The organism is Streptomyces vastus, from assembly GCF_039532825.1.
Classification (GTDB): Bacteria; Actinomycetota; Actinomycetes; order Streptomycetales; family Streptomycetaceae; genus Streptomyces; species Streptomyces vastus.
The window spans coordinates 60,504-79,851 of record NZ_BAAASJ010000098.1 but is presented as its reverse complement, the minus strand read 5'-3'; the positions used below and the strand labels follow the sequence as shown (position 1 = coordinate 79,851).

At 70.2% G+C, this 19,348-nt stretch carries 18 protein-coding genes and 1 pseudogene; 7 read left to right on the top strand and 12 right to left on the bottom strand.

What is annotated here, in order from left to right:
- Positions 1-5 precede the first annotated feature (5 nt).
- The 5 genes and pseudogenes from ABD357_RS30985 to ABD357_RS30965 all read right to left on the bottom strand — a co-directional run bounded on the left by ABD357_RS30985 (position 6) and on the right by ABD357_RS30965 (position 2,970).
- Positions 6-431 (bottom strand): pyridoxamine 5'-phosphate oxidase family protein, encoded by a 426-nt coding sequence (locus tag ABD357_RS30985; protein ID WP_344394325.1) that lies wholly within the window; start codon positions 429-431, stop codon positions 6-8.
- A gap of 189 nt (positions 432-620) precedes the next feature.
- Positions 621-890 (bottom strand): XRE family transcriptional regulator, encoded by a 270-nt coding sequence (locus ABD357_RS30980; protein WP_344394324.1) that lies wholly within the window; start codon positions 888-890, stop codon positions 621-623.
- A 160-nt stretch (positions 891-1,050) separates the two neighbouring features.
- Complete coding sequence (locus tag ABD357_RS30975; RefSeq protein ID WP_344394323.1) at positions 1,051-1,617, bottom strand: hypothetical protein; 567 nt, start codon at positions 1,615-1,617, stop codon at positions 1,051-1,053.
- Positions 1,618-1,641: 24 nt separating this feature from the next.
- Positions 1,642-1,758: pseudogene (locus ABD357_RS30970) on the bottom strand (HNH endonuclease); the annotation flags it as partial.
- A gap of 36 nt (positions 1,759-1,794) precedes the next feature.
- Positions 1,795-2,970 carry a thiolase C-terminal domain-containing protein gene (locus ABD357_RS30965; protein ID WP_344394322.1) on the bottom strand — a complete coding sequence of 392 codons (1,176 nt, stop codon included), beginning with the start codon at positions 2,968-2,970 and terminating at the stop codon, positions 1,795-1,797.
- A gap of 166 nt (positions 2,971-3,136) precedes the next feature.
- Here ABD357_RS30965 and ABD357_RS30960 point away from each other — a divergent pair, with 166 nt between their 5' ends.
- Positions 3,137-4,327, top strand: coding sequence for an acyl-CoA dehydrogenase family protein (locus ABD357_RS30960; protein ID WP_344394321.1), 1,191 nt, complete (start codon positions 3,137-3,139; stop codon positions 4,325-4,327).
- Positions 4,327-4,839 carry a nitroreductase family deazaflavin-dependent oxidoreductase gene (locus ABD357_RS30955; RefSeq protein WP_425585075.1) on the top strand — a complete coding sequence of 171 codons (513 nt, stop codon included), beginning with the start codon at positions 4,327-4,329 and terminating at the stop codon, positions 4,837-4,839. The genes ABD357_RS30960 and ABD357_RS30955 overlap by 1 nt, the downstream gene beginning before the upstream one ends.
- 178 nt (positions 4,840-5,017) lie before the next feature.
- On the opposite strand, the gene ABD357_RS30950 is transcribed toward ABD357_RS30955, so the two are convergent.
- On the bottom strand, positions 5,018-5,665 hold the full coding sequence (locus ABD357_RS30950) for a TetR family transcriptional regulator (RefSeq protein WP_344394320.1): 648 nt from the start codon (positions 5,663-5,665) through the stop codon (positions 5,018-5,020).
- A 100-nt stretch (positions 5,666-5,765) separates the two neighbouring features.
- Here ABD357_RS30950 and kbpA point away from each other — a divergent pair, with 100 nt between their 5' ends.
- The 3 genes from kbpA (at position 5,766) to ABD357_RS30935 (ending at position 10,337) form a co-directional block, all read left to right on the top strand.
- Positions 5,766-6,509, top strand: coding sequence for an AfsK-binding protein KbpA (kbpA, locus tag ABD357_RS30945; protein WP_344394318.1), 744 nt, complete (start codon positions 5,766-5,768; stop codon positions 6,507-6,509).
- A 221-nt stretch (positions 6,510-6,730) separates the two neighbouring features.
- The gene (afsK, locus tag ABD357_RS30940) at positions 6,731-9,127 is read left to right on the top strand and encodes a protein serine/threonine kinase AfsK (protein ID WP_344394317.1); all 2,397 of its coding nucleotides are present in this window, start codon (positions 6,731-6,733) and stop codon (positions 9,125-9,127) included.
- A gap of 673 nt (positions 9,128-9,800) precedes the next feature.
- Positions 9,801-10,337: a hypothetical protein gene (locus ABD357_RS30935; protein ID WP_344394316.1), complete on the top strand. Its 537-nt coding sequence runs from the start codon at positions 9,801-9,803 to the stop codon at positions 10,335-10,337.
- Between the two features lie 15 nt (positions 10,338-10,352).
- Here ABD357_RS30935 and ABD357_RS30930 read toward each other — a convergent pair whose 3' ends face one another.
- From ABD357_RS30930 to ABD357_RS30920, 3 genes are read right to left on the bottom strand one after another with little or no spacing between them, the layout of a single operon-like run.
- Positions 10,353-11,126 carry an enoyl-CoA hydratase/isomerase family protein gene (locus ABD357_RS30930; protein ID WP_344394315.1) on the bottom strand — a complete coding sequence of 258 codons (774 nt, stop codon included), beginning with the start codon at positions 11,124-11,126 and terminating at the stop codon, positions 10,353-10,355.
- Entirely contained in the window at positions 11,123-11,569 is a 447-nt protein-coding gene (locus ABD357_RS30925) for a Zn-ribbon domain-containing OB-fold protein (protein WP_344394314.1), read from the bottom strand. The genes ABD357_RS30930 and ABD357_RS30925 overlap by 4 nt, the downstream gene beginning before the upstream one ends.
- 17 nt (positions 11,570-11,586) lie before the next feature.
- Positions 11,587-12,747 carry a lipid-transfer protein gene (locus ABD357_RS30920; RefSeq protein WP_344394313.1) on the bottom strand — a complete coding sequence of 387 codons (1,161 nt, stop codon included), beginning with the start codon at positions 12,745-12,747 and terminating at the stop codon, positions 11,587-11,589.
- Between the two features lie 196 nt (positions 12,748-12,943).
- On the opposite strand from ABD357_RS30920, the gene ABD357_RS30915 reads away from it, so the two are divergent.
- Positions 12,944-14,578 carry a fatty acid--CoA ligase family protein gene (locus ABD357_RS30915; protein ID WP_425585085.1) on the top strand — a complete coding sequence of 545 codons (1,635 nt, stop codon included), beginning with the start codon at positions 12,944-12,946 and terminating at the stop codon, positions 14,576-14,578.
- A gap of 3 nt (positions 14,579-14,581) precedes the next feature.
- Here the strand turns inward: ABD357_RS30915 and ABD357_RS30910 are convergent, their stop codons facing one another.
- Positions 14,582-15,217, bottom strand: coding sequence for a hypothetical protein (locus tag ABD357_RS30910; protein WP_344394311.1), 636 nt, complete (start codon positions 15,215-15,217; stop codon positions 14,582-14,584).
- A 157-nt stretch (positions 15,218-15,374) separates the two neighbouring features.
- Here ABD357_RS30910 and ABD357_RS30905 point away from each other — a divergent pair, with 157 nt between their 5' ends.
- Positions 15,375-15,578, top strand: a complete 204-nt coding sequence (locus ABD357_RS30905) for a hypothetical protein (RefSeq protein ID WP_344394310.1) — start codon at positions 15,375-15,377, stop codon at positions 15,576-15,578.
- A gap of 232 nt (positions 15,579-15,810) precedes the next feature.
- On the opposite strand, the gene afsS is transcribed toward ABD357_RS30905, so the two are convergent.
- Both afsS and afsR read right to left on the bottom strand, forming a co-directional pair.
- A complete protein-coding gene (afsS, locus tag ABD357_RS30900) occupies positions 15,811-16,023 on the bottom strand; it encodes a regulatory protein AfsS (protein ID WP_344394309.1) in 213 nt (70 codons plus the stop codon).
- A gap of 229 nt (positions 16,024-16,252) precedes the next feature.
- Positions 16,253-19,213: an SARP-family global regulator AfsR gene (gene afsR, locus ABD357_RS30895; protein WP_344394308.1), complete on the bottom strand. Its 2,961-nt coding sequence runs from the start codon at positions 19,211-19,213 to the stop codon at positions 16,253-16,255.
- Positions 19,214-19,348 lie beyond the last annotated feature (135 nt).

The following is a 19,348-nucleotide window of genomic DNA, read 5'->3' as shown; positions in this document are numbered from 1 at the left end:
CTGCCTCAGACCGTCCCGAGGTCCGACGACAGCCAGTGCTCGGGGCGCATGCGGACGATCACCTGCTCGCCGTGTTCCTTCCAGGCGTAGTCGACATAGCCGTCGACCTTGTCGGCCGGGAGGTAGCGGGCGGCGAGCTCCCGGAGGTGCTCGATGGTGGCGGGGATCGTTTCGATGACCGGGCCCTCGACCGACACGTACCGAATGGTGGGTTCGAGCCGGTCGACCAGCAGGGAGAACCGGCCCGCCGTGCCGAGCAGCCGGTTCTTGCGGGAATCGAGCCCGATCAGGATCCATACGGTGCCGTCGGACTCGTACTGATACCAGACCGGCACAGTGACCGGACCCCGCCCCTCCCCGGCATTCACCGCGAACGCGGCGATGTGGGGCTCCGCCAGGAACTGCTCACGCTCTTCGCGACTCAGGGCCATATCGGTGTCCTCCAGCCTTCTAGGATTCGGACAGTCTCCCTCTGCGTCAGCGTGCCCCGTACTGCTCGGTATTCCGACAGTCCGTCGGTGACGGCCCGAGCCCGCCAGCATGTCGTCGGCGGGCCCCATGGACCGGAAGGCGCTCAGAACATGGTGGTGACGTTCGCGGATATCTCCGCCTGCCGTGGCTCAGCCAACCGTGTATGCGGCGCCCCCGAAGTCGGCCACCACTCGGAGCTCGCCACCCAGGGCGCGTACGTAGGCGCGCAGAGTGGCCACTTCCGTCCGGTCGATCTCGCCGTGCTCGATCGCCGGGATCCGAGGCGTGGAGACCCCCATCGAGTCGGCGATGTCCCGTTGGGTGAGGTCCTGCTCGCGACGGATCTCCGCCAGCTTGTACGCCCGCACTTCGGCGAGAAGCTGCTCCTTGGCAGCCTGCTTCTCCTCGGGCGTCATCATCGGGATCCCCGCAGCCCTCTGCTGCTCGTGGACCCGGCGCTTGACTTCTTCCCAGCTGACGGTCGTGGTCCGGGCCTTCCCTTCGATACTCGGGGCTTCGGCCCGGAGAGCAGATGGGAGCGTGGGAGGGTTGTGAGAGCCTGAGCGGGTTTCTGACTTGTCAGATTGTGGCATGGGCTTCTCCTTCGCGCCGGGTAGTGTAGGCGTATCCGTCGGCCCGTTGGAGTAGGCGGAAGTGTTTGTGCCGGATGCCTTGGACGAGTCCGTGGGCGGTGCGGATGTTGAAGCTTCCGGTGGCCCGTACGGCGACGCGCCCGGTGTGGGTACCAACCTTCTTGCCGATCGGCACGACGGCTCGGGTCAGATCTCCGGTCTGGAAGCCGAAGAACGCCTTCTGCCTGGGCAGGTGGAGGCGGGGGAAGCCGTACTTGTCGGTGCGGGTGCGTGTGTAGGTACCGCGGCCGGTGGCGGTCACGGCCAGAAGCGTCCTCGGGTGCTGGCCGACGGTGCCCAACTGGCCGACGTGGAGGGCGTCGAGGGTGTGGGTCTTGGGCAGCCCGGTGCGTTGCCGGTTCCACTTGGTGCGGCCGCCGGATGCGGTCCGTACGGTCGGGAACGCCTGGTCGAGGGCGAGCCATAGCGCCCAGTGGGTGGCATTGACGGCGGCGGCGTCCCGCAGCGGGGCCTTCGCCTGAGCGAGGATGCGCGCGAGCTGCTTGGGTCTCACCTTGAGGAAGTCCTCGACGGGGGTGTTGTTCTTTCTCTGGTTGCAGGGGATGCAGGCCAGCGTCAGGTTGCTGACGCGGTTGGAGCCGCCCCGGCTTCGGGGGTGGATGTGGTCGATGTTCAGCGGGACCCTTGACGTCCCGCAGTAGGCGCACTTTCGGTTCCACTTGGCGAGTCACTACCTGCCCAGGATCACCGTCCCGGACGAGCAGAACCACCCCCCGGTCCCGGACGCGACGGCCAACCGGGGCAACTCCCCACCCTTTCGCCGTACTTGGCGCGCCCCCGCCTCCCCCCGCAACTGCCGCACCGCCTCCACGAGCAAGAACAGCCCCCGCATGCCTGGGTGTTGGGCGGACAGGCCGCCCCCATCCGTGTTCACCGGCAGGTCCCCGCCCACCAGCAGCCGGCCCTTCTCGGCGAACGCGCCGCCCTCGCCCTTCTCGCAGAAGCCCAGGTCCTCGAGCGTCACCAGGGTCATGTAGGTGAAGGCGTCGTAGATCTCTGCGAAGTCGATCTCGTCTGGCCGTACGCCCGCCCGCTCGAAGGCGAGTCGTCCGCTCACCGCCGCCGGGGACACCGTGAAGTCGGGCCACTCGGACATGGCGGCGTGCGAGACGTGCTCCCCGGTTCCGAGAACCCATGCAGGCTCCGTACGGCAGTCCCGTACGTACTCCTCGGCCGCCAGCAGGACCGCCGCGCCGCCGTCGGAACGTATGCAGCAGTGGAGCTTGGTGAAGGGGTCCGCGATCATCGGGCCCGACAGCACGTCCTCGACCGTGATCGGATCGCGGAACATGGCCTGAGGGTTCAGCGCCGCGTTGGCGCGTGCCTGGACGGCGACGGAGGCCAGCTGCTCGATGGTGGTGCCGTATTCGATCATGTGGCGGCGGGCGGCCATGGCGTACTTGGCGATCAGGGTGTGCCCGTACGGGACCTCGAACTGCAGCGGACCCCGTGCGCCGAACGACAGGTTCCCGGTACGGCGGCCTGCCTTGATGTCCGCGCGGGCCGTGGACGCGTACACCAGCAGGACCGCGTTCGCGTGCCCGGCGGCGATCGCGTCCGCCGCGTGAGCCGCCATGACCTCCCAGGTCGAGCCGCCCACCGAGGTCGAGTCGACCCACGTCGGCTGCAGGCCCAGGTACTCCGCCACCTCGATGGGCGCGAGCGTGCCGAGACCCGCCGACGCGAAACCGTCGACGACCTCGCGGGTCAGGCCCGAGTCGGACAGGGCCCGGCGGGCCGCCTGTGCGTGCAGGGCGTACGGGGTCGCCTCGTCCACCCGGCCGCAGTCGGAGAGGGAGACGCCGACCACCGCCACCTTCCGCGCCTTCCGCTGAGGCTGAGTCATGAATCTGACGGTACATCAGATAACGCCGGCTCCGGCAGGGGCGCCGCGACGCCCTTCCGGAACCGCGCAAGCGCACCTCTGCGCACACCGCTGCCGCACACCCCTGTGCATCTGGCGACGCCCGCTCTACCATGACGCGCCGTCAGATTTCGAGGAGGAGGGGCCCATGGACGCCCGCTTCACCGCCGAACAGGACGAGATCCGCCGCACCCTGCGCGAGCTGCTCCTCAAACGCTGCGGCCCGGAGGAGGTCAGGGCCGCCGTGGGAACCGCGGACGGCCACGACCCCGCGCTCTGGGAAGCCCTGGCCGGGCAGCTCGGACTGCCGGGTCTCGCGCTCCCCGAGGAGTACGGCGGTATCGGCTGCTCGACCACCGAACTCGCCCTGGCAAGCGAAGAGCTGGGGCGCGCCCTGGCCCCCTCGCCCCTCCTGTCCACCGCCGTACTGAGCGGCCCCCTGATACTCGCCCTCGGCACCGAGGAGCAGCGAAGCGAGCTTCTCCCGCGCCTTGCCTCCGGCGAGCTGACCGCCGCCCTCGCCGTCCCCGGCACGTGTCTCGCCACTGCCCTCGGCCTGACCGGCGACAACCGCGGCGACTGGGCGGGCGGCGGCCGGGCGGGAGGCGTACAGGCCAAGCGCTCGGAAGGCGGCGCCTGGCGGCTCTACGGGCAGGTCGATCAGGTGCTGGACGGGCACAGTGCGGGGTTGCTGGTCGTGGCCGCGCACACCGGTGGGTTCTCCCGTTCCCGCACGCTGCTGTTCCTCGTGCGGTCAGGGAGCGACGGGCTCGTACGCACACGGCAGACGTCCCTCGACGGGACCCGCCCGCAGGCGGGTATCCAACTCCGGAATGTGGACGTGGAGTTGATCGGCGAGGAGTCCGCCGATGTCACCGGCGCGCTGACCGCCGTCGGAGACACCGCCGCCGCCACCCTCGCCGCCGAAGCCGTCGGTGCCGCCGATCGCGTACTGGAGCGGACCGTCGAGTACGTCAGGCAGCGGGAGCAGTTCGGGCGGGCGATCGGGTCGTTCCAGGCCGTCAAGCACCGGCTGGCCGACCTGTATGTGCAGGTCCAGGCGGCCCGCTCGGCCGCCTACTACTCGGCCTGGGCGACGGCCGCGAGTGACGAGCGTGTGGGTGGGCTGGCGCTCGCGCAGGCCCTGGAGGCCTTCCGTGCCACCGCGTCCGAGGGGGTCCAGTTGCACGGCGGGATCGGGTTCACCTGGGAACACGAGGCGCATCTGTACTTCAAGCGGGCGGCCGGCGACGAGCTGCTCTTCGGGCCGGTGCACCGGCTGCGGGCATACGCTGCGGAGGAAGCGCACCTCTTCGACAGTGGCGAGGTGACGGTCTGATGCCCACCGGAGCACAGCACGTCCCGAACGCCCGGCGCGTACCGAAAGCGGTACGGAAGGCAGTACAGAGCGTGTCTTCGACCCGCACCTTCGCCCGCGTCGCCCCGCGGCTCGTCCCCGCGATGGACCGCGCGATACACCGGCTAACCCGTGGAAAAGTCCTGCTCAGCGCCCAGCTGCTGCCCGGCGTGATCCTCACGGCGCGCGGGGCGAGGAGCGGGCTTCCCCGGCGTACGCCGCTCGCCTGCATGCCGGAGGAGGGCGGATCCTGGATTCTCATCGGGTCCAACTTCGGGCGTACGGACCATCCCGCCTGGACCGCAAACCTCCTAGCCCACCCCGACGCGGAGATCAACTGGAAGGGCCGGGACATCCCGGTCACCGCCCAGCTTCTGCACGGGGAGGAACGGGACGCCGTGTGGAAGGCGTTGCTGGACTTCTGGCCGCCGTACGCGACGTACCAGGCCCGGGTCACTCGCGAGATACGGATCTTCCGGCTCGTACGACGCTGACTCGTGCGGCTCGTACGACGCTGACTCGTACGATGCCGACAAGCCCCCCAACGCGACAGACGGCAGCTCACCGGAGCGAACTCCGAAGTGAACTGCCGTCTGCCTGACAGGATTTGGGCCTACGTAAGCGTGGGGGAGTGTGGGGGGTACCAAACCGAACGGACAACTACCCGGTGAACTATCTTGTCGGCTTCTTGCCGGTCACGCCCATGTGCACCAACAGGGCCAGATTCGGCTTGAGTTCGGCCTGTTTGACGCCCCAGGACTGGAAGCCCTTCTGGTGCGAGGCCACCGCCGCGAGCATCGCGACGAGCGAACCGGCCATCGCCGCCGGGCTCACGTCCTTGTCGACCTTGCCCTTGGCCTGAAGCTCCTTGACCGTGTTCGTAAGGGAGTTGTTCACGGAGTTCAGGATCTTCATGCGGATCTTGTAGAACCGTTTGTCCCCCTCCGCGGCACCCAGGTCGACGACGCGCAGGATGGCATCGTTTTTGCGCCAGAAGTCGAGGAACCCGTCGACGAGTTCCTGGGCGGTCTGCCAGCCGGCCTTGCCGACCCAGGATCGCCCCTCGAGCAGTTCGGTCAACCCCGCGCCCTCCGCGGCCATTTGCTCGGCGATCTCCAGGACAGCACCCTCGACATCTGGGAAGTACTGGTAGAAGGTCGCCGGTGACGTGCCCGCCTTCCGCGCGACGTCAATGACTTTGACGTCGCGGTAGGGCGACGAGCTGAGCATCTCGCTGAGGCAGTCGAGCAGCTTCTGCCGAGTCGCCTGCCCACGCCGTCCGGCCACTCGGCCGTCGACGGTACGCACTTGTCCTGTCATGCCGTCAGCTTACCGAGGGGTGATCGGGGCGCGATTCGGCCGACTGCAAATGGGGTGCGGCTGGCCTGCGAGATGTCGGGGAGGCGCTTAGCTTGGCAGTATGGCCGAATCGAAGCCTTCTGCCACAGACGCCGGTGACGCCGGTTTCGGGGAGGGCGTCCCGTGCTGGATCGACGCCCAGCTCCCCGATGTGGAGGCGGGCAAGCGCTTCTACGGCGAGCTCTTCGGGTGGACCTTCGAGGCGGGGTACGGGTCCTCCACCTGGGCGTACAGCGAGGGACGGGCCGTCGCCGAGCTCACGCCCAAGCGGGACGGGCGGATGCCCACCGTGTGGACGGTGTACTTCGCGACTCCGGACGCCTTCGCCCTGGCCGGGCGGATCCGGGAGGCGGGGGGTCAGGTGATCACGGATCCGGTGCCGGTGGACACGTACGGCATGATGGCGCTGGCCGCCGACCCGGAGGGTGCCGTCTTCGGGCTGTGGGAGGGCGGCGAGCACGCCGGTTTCGAAAGGCGGCACGAGCCGGGCAGCTTCGGCTGGGTCGAGCTGTACGCCCGGGACACCAAGGTCGCCGACGATTTCTACGGCGAACTCTTCCACGACACCCTCCTGGGCCCCGATGCCACGCCCGACTTCGGCCGCGTCGCCATCGCCGACGTCTTCCCCGCCGAGATGCCGCCGCACTTTCTTGTCCACTTCCAGGTGGTGGACCCCGATGCCGCACTGGGTACGGTGATCCGACTGGGCGGCCGAATCCAGGTGCTTCCCTTCGAAGCGTCGTACGGCAGTGTGGCAGTCGTCACTGACAATCAAGGGGCGTCTTTCGCGGTGCTCCAGCGCTGAAGAGAGCCGAGAAGCGCTGAAAAGGTGCTGAAAGGTACTGAGCGGCGAGAAAGACGTGACGTAATTGTCCCGGAACGCCCTGAGACATCCAGGTCCGGCCCCGGGTTCGCAACCGGTGGCCGGGCCAGGAAGAATCGGAGTGCGTGCCGCCGGAGCGGTTCGGTGGTGAGACGCTGCGCAGTGGCTGGAAACACAGCCGCGTACGGGGAGGTGGCAGGCAAGTGGTGGATCAGCTGACGCAGCACGATCCGCGGCGGATCGGGCCGTTCGAGGTGCTGGGACGGCTGGGTGCCGGCGGCATGGGGCTGGTCTATCTGGCGCGCTCGGCTTCGGGCCGGCGGGTGGCGATCAAGACGGTCCGTACGGAACTCGCCGAGGACCAGCTGTTCCGGGTCCGCTTCACTCGCGAGGTCGAGGCGGCCCGTGCCGTGTCGGGCTTCTACACGGCGGCCGTGGTCGACGCCGACCCGCGCGCGGCCGTGCCGTGGCTGGCCACCGCGTACGTCCCCGCGCCCTCCCTGGAAGAGATAGTGACCGAGTGCGGGCCGCTCCCGGCCCAGGCGGTGCGCTGGCTGGCGGCGGGCGTCGCGGAGGCGCTGCAGTCCATCCACGGCGCCGGACTCGTGCACCGGGACCTCAAGCCGTCCAATGTCCTCGTCGTCGAGGACGGGCCGCGCGTGATCGACTTCGGTATCGCGTCCGGCGTCTCCAACACCCGGCTGACGATGACCAACGTCGCCGTCGGCACCCCCGCCTATATGTCGCCCGAGCAGGCCAAGGACTCACGCAGCGTGACCGGCGCGAGCGATGTCTTCTCGCTCGGCTCGATGCTCGTCTTCGCCGCCACCGGCCATGCGCCCTTCCACGGCGCGAACCCCGTCGAGACCGTCTTCATGCTGCTCAGGGAAGGCCCGGACCTCGAAGGCCTGCCGGAGGAACTGCGGCCGCTGATCGAGTCCTGTATGCAGATGGAGGCCACGGCCCGCCCCAATCCCGCCGACCTCCAGGCCCAGCTCGCACCGCATCTCTTCGGCTCGGGCTCCGACGACAGCGGTACGGCGTCCGCGTGGCTGCCCGAGCGGGCGGTGAGCCTGATCGAGACGCGGCGTGGGGGGCGTCCGGCGGCCAAGCCGTCGTCGTCCGGCGGCGGCCGCAGTGGCGGGCGGGGTGCGCCCGATGCCGGGGCCGCCGCCAGGCCCGCGGCACCCGCCTTGCCGCCTCCGCCGGCGCATGACCCGCCCGTGCCCGTCGGTGCGGGTACGGGCCGGCACGGTGGTGCGCCCGACAACGGGCCCGTACGTCTCGCAGGGGCCCCCGTGCCCATCGGGCCGGGCCCGCGCGTCTCCGACGCCCGCGCCGCCGCCGTGAAGGCACCACCTCCGGACGCGGGACTCGCCGCCTCCTGGGCCCGGCCGCGCCCCGGCGTCAACGGCGCCGATCCGGCCGTACCCGCGCCCACGACGGCGCCCGAGCCGGACGGCGGCTCCACGTCCTGGCGGCCGTGGCGTTTCCGTATGTCGAACGACGTGTGGGGTACGCCCGCCGTCGCCGGCGATCTCGTCTACGTCACCTCCTTCGAAGTCCACGCCCTGGATGTGGCGACCGGCCGCCGCCGCTTCAAGACACGGGACGTCGCCTGGTCGATGACGGTCTCGGACGGCCGTATCCACGCCTCGGACGGGCCCACCCTCTTCGCCCTGGACGCCCGCGAGGGCGGCGACCTGTGGCGGCTGCCGACCGACGCCTGGGTGTACTCCCTCAAGGCCGACCGCGGCACCGTCGTCACCGGCACCCGCGGCGGCGGCGTACAGGCCTGGGAGGCGTCCAGCGGCCAGAAGCTCTGGGAGCTCACCGGCGCCCAGGCCGACTTCGAGTCGCCCGAGGCCGGGCCCGTCGTCCACGAAGGAACGGTCTACGTGTGGAAGGACGCCCGTCTGCGCGCCCTCGAAGCGCGCACGGGCGACGAACGCTGGTCCTACCCCATCGGCGACGCCGGCTCCTGCGGTGGCGTCCCCCTCCGCCTCACCCACGGCGACGACGGATACGTGTACGTGTCCGCCGGCACCCGCGTCCTCGCCATCGACGTCGCCGGCGGCCACGTCCGCTGGCACTTCGAGGCGCCCGCCGTCTTCCTGAGCCCGCCCACGTTCGCGCCCGGCCCGGCGGTCACCGGCGGCGGGATCTACCTCGCCGACTACCTCGGCACGGTGTACGCCCTCGACGCCACGGACGGCCGTGACCGCTGGCGTATCGCCACCGAGTCCCGTGCCTCGATCGACCCCGTGCTCGTCGAGGCCGGGCACGTCCACGTGGGCAGCGGCAAGGGGCTCTACACCCTGGACGCCGTCACGGGCACCCCGAAGTGGCGCTTCCAGGCGGGCGGCGACCTCGTCGGCGCTCCCGCGGTCGCGGACGGCCGTATTCACTTCGGCTCCACGGACCATCTCCTCTACACCCTGAAGGCGGACGACGGCCGTCTGCGCTGGAAGCTCGCCACGGGCGGGGAGATCACGGGTGCTCCGGTCGTCAAGGACGGGGTGGTGTACGCGTGCAGCAAGGACCGGTGTGTGTATGCGCTGGATGCGGAGAAGGGGACGGGGACGGCACGGACGGCTTGACGGGGGTTTGTTCCGCCCCCGCCGCCCCTACCCGTCCCATCCCGGGGCCGGCCCCGGCTCCGCTGGGGGGCTGCGCCCCAGGCCCCCCTCGGGGCTCCGCCCCGGACCCCGTTTCGGGGCTGCGTCCGGGACCTCGCCAGGGGGCTGCGTCTGGGACATCCTCGGGGTTGCGTCCGGGGCCTCGCCGGGGGTTGCGTCCGGGACATCCTCGGGGTTGCGTCCGGGGCCTCGCCGGGGGTTGCGTCCGGGACATCCTCGGGGTTGCGTCCGGGGCCTCGCCGGGGGTTGCGTCCGGGACACCCTCGGGGCTGCGCCCGGGACCCCGCCAGGGGGCGCGCCCCCGGCCTCTTTCGGGGCTGCGCCCCGGACCCCGTTCGGGGGCCAGCCCCCGGACCCCCGCTCCTCAAACGCCGGAGGGGCTGGATTGCCGCGGACCCGGGCTGAATTCTTGGGGCAGCGCCCCAAGCCCCGTGGGGCTCTGCCCCTGGACCCCGCCGGGGGCTCTGACCCCCCGCCGGGGGCTCTGACCCTCGCCCCGCCGGGGCTCTGACCCTCGCCCCGCCGGGGCTCTGACCCTCGCCCCCGCCGGGGCCGCGCCCCAGTTGCTACGCTCCGTACGTGCCCATCACCACCCGGTGACATGCCCGTGACATGCGTTGCATAGAGTGACGACATGCAACTACGGGGACGCAGGCTCAAGTTCACAGCGGTGGCGGCACTGGTGGTGCTCTCCCTCACCGGGTTCTCGACGGGACGCGGTCACCGCAGCGGCGGGGACGGCGGAGGTGGCGGCGGCTGCAGCAGCTCCAGCCAGTCTCACGACAGTTCGTCGTCGAGCGGGGGGACCTCGGGAGCGGGGACGTATCGCGACTACGACGATGACGACGACTACACCGACGACACGTACGACGACAGCGGCTCCTCGGATGCGACCACGACGCTTCAGGACGCCACGGTGAAGCTGATCGACTGCGCGACGCCGACCGATGCGTACGCGACGGTCGAGGTCACCAACCCGAACGCCGAGGGCGCCTACTTCACCGTCACGGTCGACTTCCTCGACGCCGGTTCCGACCGGGTGGAGCTGGGGAGCGCGGACGAGTTCGTCGCCGCGAACGAGACGGCGACGGTACAGGTGGACCTGTCCGGTCCGGGCGTCGCGACGCGGGTCGACCGCTGCGTGGCCGACCAGGACGCACCCGCGAACTGACTGACACCCGCCTCCTCATCGGACGCGGTACCCACCGGCCCGCCGGGCGGTGAACAGCTCCGCCTGGCGGTCCGCAGGCAGGTTCCCGAGCGCGATGAGGTGCGGCGCGTGCGTGAGCGCCTGAGCGCGCGCCGCTTCCTTCGCCGCCCATACGGCTCGTACCGTGCCCTGCACAGCCTCGGTCGGGTAGGAGGCGATGACCTCGGCGCACCGTACGGCGGCCTGGAGTGCCTCGCCGGGGGCGGTGACTTCGGACACCAGCCCCACCTCGTACGCCCGCCCGGCTGAGATCCGCTCCGCCGTCCCCATCAACGCCATCCGCGCCACCTCCCCGAACGGCATTCTCTGCGCCATGTAGATCGACTCGCACGCGCTGACCATCCCGTACGTCGTGTGCGGATCGAAGAAGGTGGCGTGCTCGTCGGCCACGATGAACTCGGCCTCGCCCAGCAGGTAGAAGGCGCCTCCGCAGGCCATCCCGTTCACGGCGGCGATCACGGGCTTCCACAGGTCGTTCGCCTTCGGCCCGGTCATGGTGAGTGGCTCGTCCACCATGTACGGGGAGCCGGGCTGCGGCACTTCGGCGTCACGATCGAGCCCCGTGCAGAACGCCCGCTCGCCCGCCCCCGTGACGACGACCGAACGTACGGACTGGTCGAACCTGAACTCCCGCCAGGCGGCGGTGAGTTCGGCGGCCATGGCGAGGTCGATCGAGTTCAGCCGCTCGGGCCGGTCGAGGGTGACGACGGCGACGCCGGTGTCCTTGTCGGTGGTGAGACGTACGGTCATGGGCGCTCCAGGATCCACTGAGGCAGGCGGGCCGTCCGCTCGAACACCACCTGTACCTTCGCCCCGATCCGAATCCGTTCCGGCGGAAGGGAGCCCAGGGGGGCGTCGGCGCCGCTGACCACGTTCCCGACGAGCCGGATGTGCGGCGCTTCGGCGAGCTCGACGACGATCACGTTGTACGGGGCCAGCTCCGCGTATGCCGGAAGGAGCGGCGGATGCGGGACGACGTACGACCAGATCCGACCCTTCCCGCTCATCAGCCGCCACTCGCTCGCGAAGGACTGGCAGTGGGGGCAGCAGGGCCGGGGCGGGAACCGGAGTTCGCCGCAGTCGGCGCAGGACTGGACGCGGAGTTCGCCTTGGGCGGCGTACTCCCAGAAGGGGGCGCCGTCGTCGTCGAGGACGGGGGACAGGAGGGACTGGCGCTCTCCCGGCAATGGCATCGTCAACTCCCAACTCCTCAGTTCCGTAGGAGGATCGCGGAGGTGGGGACGCCTTCACCCGCCGTGACCAGGCAGGTCGAGGCGTCCGGGACCTGGGCGGTGCTCGTCCCGCGCAACTGCTTCACGCCCTCGTTGATGAGGTTGAAGCCATGGACGTACGCCTCGGAGAGCCCGCCCCCGCTCGTATTGACCGGCAGCCGTCCGCCGATTTCCAGCGCACCGCCCTCGGTGAAGGCCCCGCCCTCGCCGCGACCGCAGAAGCCGTAGCCCTCCAGGGAGAGCGGGATGAGTGCCGTGAAAGCGTCGTAGATCTGCGCGACATCAACGTCATGGGGGCCGAAGTCCGCCTGCTTCCACAGGTGCCGGGCCGCGGTCCAGGCCGGCCCGGTGAGTGGGTCGTCGTTCCAGTAGTTGACCATGCCGTGGTGCTGGGCGGGCAGGCCCTGGGCGGCGGAGTGGACGTACACGGGTGTGGGCCGGCAGTCGCGGGCCCGTTCCTTCGACACGATCACGCAGGCCAACGCCCCGTCCGTCTCAAGGCAGTTGTCGAAGAGGCAGAGCGGTTCGCTGATCCAGCGGGAGGTCATGTACATCTCGCGGGTCAGCGGGCGTTCGTACATCATCGCGGCGGGATTCTGGTTGGCGCGGTTGCGGCAGGCGAGGGCGACGTTGAAGAGGTGGTCACGGGTCGCGCCGTACTCGTGCATATAGCGGCGCGCGAGCATGGCGATCTCGTCGGCCGGGCGCAGGAGGCCGAAGGGGCGGGTCCACTGGGCGGGCGTGGGCAGTTGGGCTGTCGTGTTCTTCCAGGGCCTCGGGCCCGACCCCCGCTTGCGTGACCGCCAGGCGACCCCGACGGAGGCCTGCCCGGTGGCGATGGCGGCGGCGAGATGGGCGACGGTGGCGCACGAACCGCCCCCGCCGTATCCCACTTTGCTGAAGAAGGTGAGATCACCGGCGCCGATCGCCTTCGCCAGCTCGACCTCGTCGGTCTCCTCCATCGTGTACGAGGCGAGGGCGTCGACCTCGCTCGGCGGGATCCCGGCGTCGTCGAGGGCGGCGAGAACGGCACGGCAGGCCAAGGTCTTCTCGGACTCCGGGAGTTGCTTGGCGAAGGCGGTCTGACCGATCCCGACGATGGCGGTCGCGTCCTTGAGCCCCGCCGTGAGTCCTGCCATGGGCACGCACCTCCGCTGCTGGAGTCGCACTGGTCCGCACTGGTCCGCACTGGTCCGGACTGGTCCGGACTGCTGACAGTGCGTCAGGGTACAGCTAATCTGACGGGTAGTCAGCTAGTGGTACGTCGGTATGCCGGTACGCCTGTGGGTATTGGGGAGGCTTGCGATGCGCGAGGACTTGGTGCGCGGAGACTTGATGCGCGGGGCGTGGGGCAGCATCCCGGGGCTGGTCCACGCGGCGGCCGACCGGTACGGCGACGCCGAGGCGGTCGTGGAGGGGCGTACACGCATCTCGTACGCGGAGCTGGGCGCACGCGTGGAGCGAGCGGCTGCCGCCTGCGTCGCAAACGGTGTCCAGGCCGGCGACCGCGTCGCCATCTGGGCGCCGAACTCGCTGGACTGGATCGTCTCGGCGCTGGGCGCGGTGTCGGCCGGGGCGGTGCTCGTACCGCTGAACACGCGCTTCAAGGGGGCAGAGGCGGCGTATGTGCTGGCGCGCAGCCGAGCGCGGCTGCTCTTTGTGACGGGGACGTTCTTGGGGACGTCGTATGTGGCGTCGTTGCGGCGAGCGGCTTCGGAGGGACCGGGGCCGAAGGGTCCGGGTTCGGAAGGGCCGGGCAATGGACCTCTCCCCGGACTGCCGCACCTGGAGCAGGTGGTGGTGCTGTCCGACGATGCACCCTCCGACTTCCGTACGTGGAAGGACTTCCTGGCGAGCGGAGACGGCGTCGGCGAGCCGGAGGTACGGGCACGCTCGGCGGCCCTGGCTCCCGACTCGCCCTCCGACATCATCTTCACCTCGGGTACGACCGGCCGTCCCAAGGGCGCGGTGATCACGCATGCGCAGACGCTGCGGGCGTACGAGGTGTGGAGCGAACTGGCCGGGCTCCGTGCGGGCGACCGCTACCTGATCGTGAACCCCTTCTTCCACACCTTCGGCTACAAGGCGGGCGTCATCGCCTGCCTGATGCGGGGCGCGACGATGATCCCGCAGCCGGTGTTCAACGTGGACACGGCGCTGGCGAACATCGCGTCGGAACGGATCTCGGTACTCCCCGGCCCGCCGACGCTCCACCAGTCCCTCCTGGACCACCCGTCCCGCGACGCGTACGACCTCTCGGCCCTGCGCCTGGTGGTGACGGGCGCGGCTGTCGTGCCACTACGCCTGGTGGAACGCCTCCGTACGGAACTCGGCGTCGGGACGGTCCTGACCGCGTACGGACTCTCCGAAGCGAGCGGAATCGTCACGATGTGCCGCCGCGGGGACGAGCCGGCGGTGATCGCGTCCACGTCGGGGCGGGCGATCCCGGACACGGAGGTGAAGGTGGTGGGACCGACCGGAGCGGCCTCACCGCCCGGCTCCCCGGGGGAGGTCCTGGTCCGCGGCTTCAACGTCATGCGGGGCTACTTCGAGGACCCGCAGTCCACGGCCGCCGTGCTGACGCCGGACGGCTGGCTGCGTACGGGGGATGTCGGCGTCCTGGATTCCGCGGGCAACCTCCGTATCACCGACCGCATCAAGGACATGTTCATCGTCGGCGGCTTCAACGCATACCCGGCGGAGATCGAGCAACTGCTCATGCTGCACCCCGATGTGGCGGACGCGGCGGTGATCGGGGTGCCGGACGCGCGGCTGGGAGAAGTCGGCAAGGCCTTTGTCGTACGCCGACCGGGGTCCGTGGCGACCGCGGACGACCTGATCGCCTGGTCCCGGCGCGAGATGGCGAACTACAAGGTGCCGAGGTCGGTGGAGTTCGTGGGCGAGCTGCCGCGGAACGCGAGCGGGAAAGTGGTGAAGGGGGAGCTGCGGGGGAGAGCGCGGGAGGTGTGAGGTTCAGAGCAGGGTGGGCTGACCGGAGCGTTCGATCTTGATGTGCCGCATGGTCTCCTCCCCGTAAGCCTCCCGGAGGACCGGCTCGGCCTTCTCGGGATCGGAGACGCCCATGACCACGGAGTGGGCGTTCATGCCGACCGTCCAGATCATGAAGGTGCCCTTCCAGCGGTCCATGTCACCGCCGATGCGATCGACGAGTTCCTTGAGCTCGGTCTCGGTGACCTCGGTGTCGTACAGCCGCACCGTGACGCCCTTCTCGGCGGCACCGCAGATGTCGGCGTCGAACTTCTCGGCTTCCTTGCCGGGGACACGGTAGACGTTCGCGGCCCCGTTGGCGTCGTCGACCGAGAAGCCGGTGAAGATTCCCGGGTGCGCCTTACCCATCCTGTCGATGTACGCCAACACCCGGTACAGCGGAGTGTCGTCGGGGCGGCTCCCCTTGGGCCCCCAACTGGGGAGCCGCCCCTCCGGCTGCGTACCGATGCACACCTTGGCCGGCTCGAGCGCGGCCGGGGCGCCGCCGCCCTCCTTGGTTTCGCCGTCGGCCCCGGCGGCACTGGCACCCTGCAGCGCCCCGAGCGCCAGCGCTGTGACGGCGGCGCCTGTCGCGCTCCTGGCGATCCTGCGCTTGTCCATGTCGCCTCCTGATGCCTTGCGTACTCTGCGATGCCCTGCGTCCGCATCGTTCGGTACTGGGACGTGGACAGTGACGGAGGGGTTCGTTCCATTATCTGTTCGGCTGAGCGACTCCGGGGCGGAGACGGGCGAGGGCGGCCCGGATCCCCTCGATCATGTGAGTGGGCCGGTGGAAGACATCTTCGGCGGTGAACCGGAGGAGAGTGCGGACCTCTGGGCACTGGAGGACCTCGTTGAAGCGGGTGATGTCGCGGCGGTGGGACTCGCGGGTGCCGTGGTAGGCGTAGCCCTCGACCTCGACGGCCAGGCCCTCGGTGCGCAGCGCTGCCCGGGACAGGGCCTCGCACTGCGCTGGCGGTGATCGCGGGGCGGCAGGCCGGGAACGTCGTGCTCTACACCTCGGACGGGGGCGACATCAAGAAGCTGTGCAGGGGGCGGGTGGCGGTGAGGGGCTGTAGTGGGGCGTCGGCCGAGCATGCCGATGGGGGCCGAGCCCACCCGGCTCGGCCCCCATCGGACACGCCTCGGCCACGGCGGCTCCCCCTCCGCGCCGCCGCGGCCGATCCCCGTCGGGAAGTGGGCTACTTGAAGTGTCAGCTCGGCGGGGTGTTGTCCTGGGGCTTGGTGTCGCCTTCCGACACCGGCTGGCTGGGCGGGGTGTTGTCCTGGGTCGTGGCGCCCCCGTCTGACACCGGCTCGCTCGGCGGAGTGTTGTCCAGCGTGGTGAAGGTTTCCTTGCCTACCGGCTCGCTGGGCGGCGTGTTGTCCTGAGGCTTGAGGTCCGTGTCCTTGGCCTTGTCGGTCATGTGCTCAACTTCCTCTTCTCTGGTGAGTGCGGAGTGAGGAACGCCCGCCCGGATGCTCCCCCGAGGGCCACCGGACGGGCGTCGTGGAGCCGTATCCCCCGGTCGGGCTCCTCGTCAGACCGTCTGCCCCCCGACGCGACGGTGTGACAGATATGACAGTGCCTTGCGGCGATAAACGAATGCTGAACGCCCGCAACACACTGGAGCGCCTCTTGACGCTCAGGCACGATCAGGCCGCCGCGGTGGGCCTGAGCAACGCGCGTACCTCGTCGGCTTCCTCGGCGACGCCGTTCTTTTCGTAGAGGTTGAGAGCCTCCCGCCAGCATGCCTGCGCCCGGTCCGCCTGCCCCAGAGCGGACAGCGCCCGCCCGAGGAGGGTCAGGACGTTGCCCCGCATCCAGTCGCCGCCGATGCAGCCCATGGCGAGTGCCTGTTCAGCCGCTTGGGCCGCTCGTGCGGGGCGACGGAGGGCGAGATGTACTTCGGCGATCCGGAAGTGGGTGGTTCCCTCCCAGAGCCGCTGTCGATGATCGGCGAAATTGCTCAGGGCGTCGTAGAACTCGCTGAGCGCCTCGGCGTGACGTCCGGCCCCGGCCAGAGCCATGCCCAGGTTGTAATGCCCGTTGCCGAGGCGCATCGGCCTTCCCAACTCGACGTGGGCCGCGAGCGCGCGCCGCGCGATCTCGACCGCCTTCGCGACGTTGCCCATCCCCAGGTTGGCTCGGGAGAGGTTGAGCAGGGCGACTGCTTCGTTGAGCTTGTTACCGACCGTCTGGTAGCCCTCTATCGCCTGGTCGAAGAAAGTCTTGGCGTCCACGTACCGCTGCTGTCGCAGAAAGATGTAGCCCCGGTCGTTGGCCGCCCAGCTCCTCGCGGTGATGTCCCCCGCGGAGGCCGCGAGTTCCATGGCGAGTTCGGCCTGTTCCGCCGCCTGCTCGATGCGTCCGGAGACCAGGAGGACTTGGCTGAGGGTTGTACGCGCTCTGCCCTCCGCACGTACGTCTCCCGCAGCCCGTGTGGCCTCGCACGCCGCTCTGGCCGTTGTCTCGTACTGGTGGGAGTTCGCGCCCGACTCGGTCAGGTCCTTGGCCATCCACAGGAGGTCGACCGCACGCCGCAGCCTGTCCGTGCCCGCGCACTGGTGTACGCAGGCCAACAGGGAAGCCGCCTCGGTGTACAGCCAGTCCAGGGCGGCGGCGCCCTCGGTGAACCGCAGCCCCGCGTATTCCGTCGGCTCCAGGTGATCCACCAGCCGATCCCCCGGCCGCTCGATCGCGTAAACCCCCGCCGCCGTAGCCAGATAGAAGTCCAGCAGCCGCGACATCGCCGCCTCCCGCTCGCTCGGCGGCTGCTCATCCCTCTCCGCACATGCACGCGCGTAGAGGCGCACCAAGTCGTGGTACCGATACCGCCCAGGAGCCGCAGACTCCAGCAACGACGTATCCACCAGCGACTCCAGCAGATCCTCCGTCTCCTCGACGGGGAGGTCCAATACCGCCGCAGCCGCAGCCAGCGAGATGTCCGGCCCGTCCGCCAGCCCCAGCAGCCGGAACGCCCGAGCCTGCGCCGGCTCCAACTGCCCGTACCCCAGCTCGAAGGTGGCCTTCACCGCCAGATCCCCGGCCTGCAGCTCATCAAGCCGCCGCCGTTCATCGCCCAGTTTCGCCGCCAGAACCGACACCGTCCACGTACGACGGGCAGCCAGCCGAGATGCGGCGATCCGGATGGCGAGGGGCAGGAACCCGCATGCCGCCACCACGTCCAGCGCGGCCTCCCGCTCCGACGCCACCCGTTCCTCGCCGACGATCTTCGTGAACAGCAACAGCGCTTCCTCGGGGGACATCACGTCCAGGTCCACGAGGTGCGCGCCCGCCAGATCCACCATCCGTACGCGCGAAGTGACCAGCGCCGCGCAGCCCTCCGTCCCGGGCAGCAGTGGACGTACCTGGGCGGCGTCCCGCGCGTTGTCCAGCAGCACCAGCACCCGCCGGCCGTCCAGCACCGACCGGAACAGCGCCGCCCGCTCCTCCAACGAATCCGGGATGGCGGAGTCCGCCGTCCCCAACGCCCGCAGAAAGGCACCAAGCACCGTCTCCGGCTCAGCAGCCCGCGCTCCCGCCCCCTGCAAGTCCACGTACAACTGCCCGTCCGGGAACGCGGAACGCGCCTGGTGCGCCACATGCACCGCGAGCGTCGTCTTCCCCACGCCCCCGATGCCGGCCAGCGCCGACACCGCCATCACCCGGCCCTCGGCCGCGGACGCCGCCGACAGCACCTCGCTCAGCTCGGCGACAAAGGACGCCCGGCCGGTGAAGTCCGAGACGGTGGCAGGCAGTTGCGCCGGCTTCACCGGCGCAGCCGCGGGCTCCTCCACCGGCGCCGACGGTTCCGCCAGGGCCGGGTCCGCCTGCAGGATCCGCTGCTGCAAATCCTTCAATCCCGGCCGCGGGTCGACGCCCAGCTCGTTCGCCAGCAGGCGCCGCGTGTCCGCGTACACCGCGAGTGCCTCCGCCTGGCGCCCGCTGCGGTACAGCGCCAGCATCAGCAGCTCCCGCAGGCGCTCGCGCAGCGGATGGGCCGCTGTCAGAGCCGTCAACTCCGAGACGGCCTCCGCATGGCAGCCCTGCTCGAGATCCATGTCGAGGCGAGTCTCGGCGAGTTGGAGCCGCCACTCCTCCAGTCGCGTCCGCTGCGTGTCCGCGTACGGACCGGGAACGCCCGCCAGCACCTCCCCGTCCCACAGGCTCAGCGCCTTGTTCAGCAGGACGCGCGCATGGCACAGATCCCCGGCGGTACGGGCCTTCTCCGCGTCCGCCGCCAGTTCCTGGGCCAGGCCCAGGTCCAGCGCGCCCTCGCCGAGCGAGCGGATCGCGTACCCGCCCGATTCGCTGACCAGGACTCCGGAGCCGAGGACCTTCCGGAGGCGGGAGGCGTACGTACGGACCGCGGCCAGCGCCTGGGAGGGGGGCTCCTCGCCCCAGAGGGCGTCGATCAGTTCGGAAGCCGTGGCCGTACGGCCCTCGCGCAGGAGCAGTGCCGCGAGCAGCGCGCGCTGCTGCGGTGAACCGGTGGGCAGGGACTCCGCACCGCGCCAGGCGCGTACCGGGCCGAGCAGGCTGAAGCGGAGCGGCGCGGCCGATTCCTCGCGGCGCCTCTGCTCCAGCGGCTCTACTCGCGGTACACCGTCCATCGCTGTCCCCCTGCCGAACCCCTGTCGAACTGTCATGACAACCAGGCCAGTTTGCCTTGTGTACGCCGGATACGTCAGCCGTGGGAGACGCCGATCACAGGCGGACATGCCATGAACTGAAACGTCTCACACGGC

What these genes read in the sequence shown, in the direction of transcription:
- ABD357_RS30985 (WP_344394325.1), bottom strand. Translation starts at nt 431, where the DNA reads ATGGCCCTGAGTCGCGAAGAGCGTGAGCAGTTCCTGGCGGAGCCCCAC.
- ABD357_RS30980 (WP_344394324.1), bottom strand. Translation starts at nt 890, where the DNA reads ATGATGACGCCCGAGGAGAAGCAGGCTGCCAAGGAGCAGCTTCTCGCC.
- ABD357_RS30965 (WP_344394322.1), bottom strand. Translation starts at nt 2,970, where the DNA reads ATGACTCAGCCTCAGCGGAAGGCGCGGAAGGTGGCGGTGGTCGGCGTC.
- ABD357_RS30960 (WP_344394321.1), top strand. Translation starts at nt 3,137, where the DNA reads ATGGACGCCCGCTTCACCGCCGAACAGGACGAGATCCGCCGCACCCTG.
- ABD357_RS30955 (WP_425585075.1), top strand. Translation starts at nt 4,327, where the DNA reads ATGCCCACCGGAGCACAGCACGTCCCGAACGCCCGGCGCGTACCGAAA.
- ABD357_RS30950 (WP_344394320.1), bottom strand. Translation starts at nt 5,665, where the DNA reads ATGACAGGACAAGTGCGTACCGTCGACGGCCGAGTGGCCGGACGGCGT.
- kbpA (WP_344394318.1), top strand. Translation starts at nt 5,766, where the DNA reads ATGGCCGAATCGAAGCCTTCTGCCACAGACGCCGGTGACGCCGGTTTC.
- ABD357_RS30935 (WP_344394316.1), top strand. Translation starts at nt 9,801, where the DNA reads ATGCAACTACGGGGACGCAGGCTCAAGTTCACAGCGGTGGCGGCACTG.
- ABD357_RS30930 (WP_344394315.1), bottom strand. Translation starts at nt 11,126, where the DNA reads ATGACCGTACGTCTCACCACCGACAAGGACACCGGCGTCGCCGTCGTC.
- ABD357_RS30925 (WP_344394314.1), bottom strand. Translation starts at nt 11,569, where the DNA reads ATGCCATTGCCGGGAGAGCGCCAGTCCCTCCTGTCCCCCGTCCTCGAC.
- ABD357_RS30920 (WP_344394313.1), bottom strand. Translation starts at nt 12,747, where the DNA reads ATGGCAGGACTCACGGCGGGGCTCAAGGACGCGACCGCCATCGTCGGG.
- ABD357_RS30915 (WP_425585085.1), top strand. Translation starts at nt 12,944, where the DNA reads ATGCGCGGGGCGTGGGGCAGCATCCCGGGGCTGGTCCACGCGGCGGCC.
- ABD357_RS30910 (WP_344394311.1), bottom strand. Translation starts at nt 15,217, where the DNA reads ATGGACAAGCGCAGGATCGCCAGGAGCGCGACAGGCGCCGCCGTCACA.
- afsS (WP_344394309.1), bottom strand. Translation starts at nt 16,023, where the DNA reads ATGACCGACAAGGCCAAGGACACGGACCTCAAGCCTCAGGACAACACG.
- afsR (WP_344394308.1), bottom strand. Translation starts at nt 19,213, where the DNA reads ATGGACGGTGTACCGCGAGTAGAGCCGCTGGAGCAGAGGCGCCGCGAG.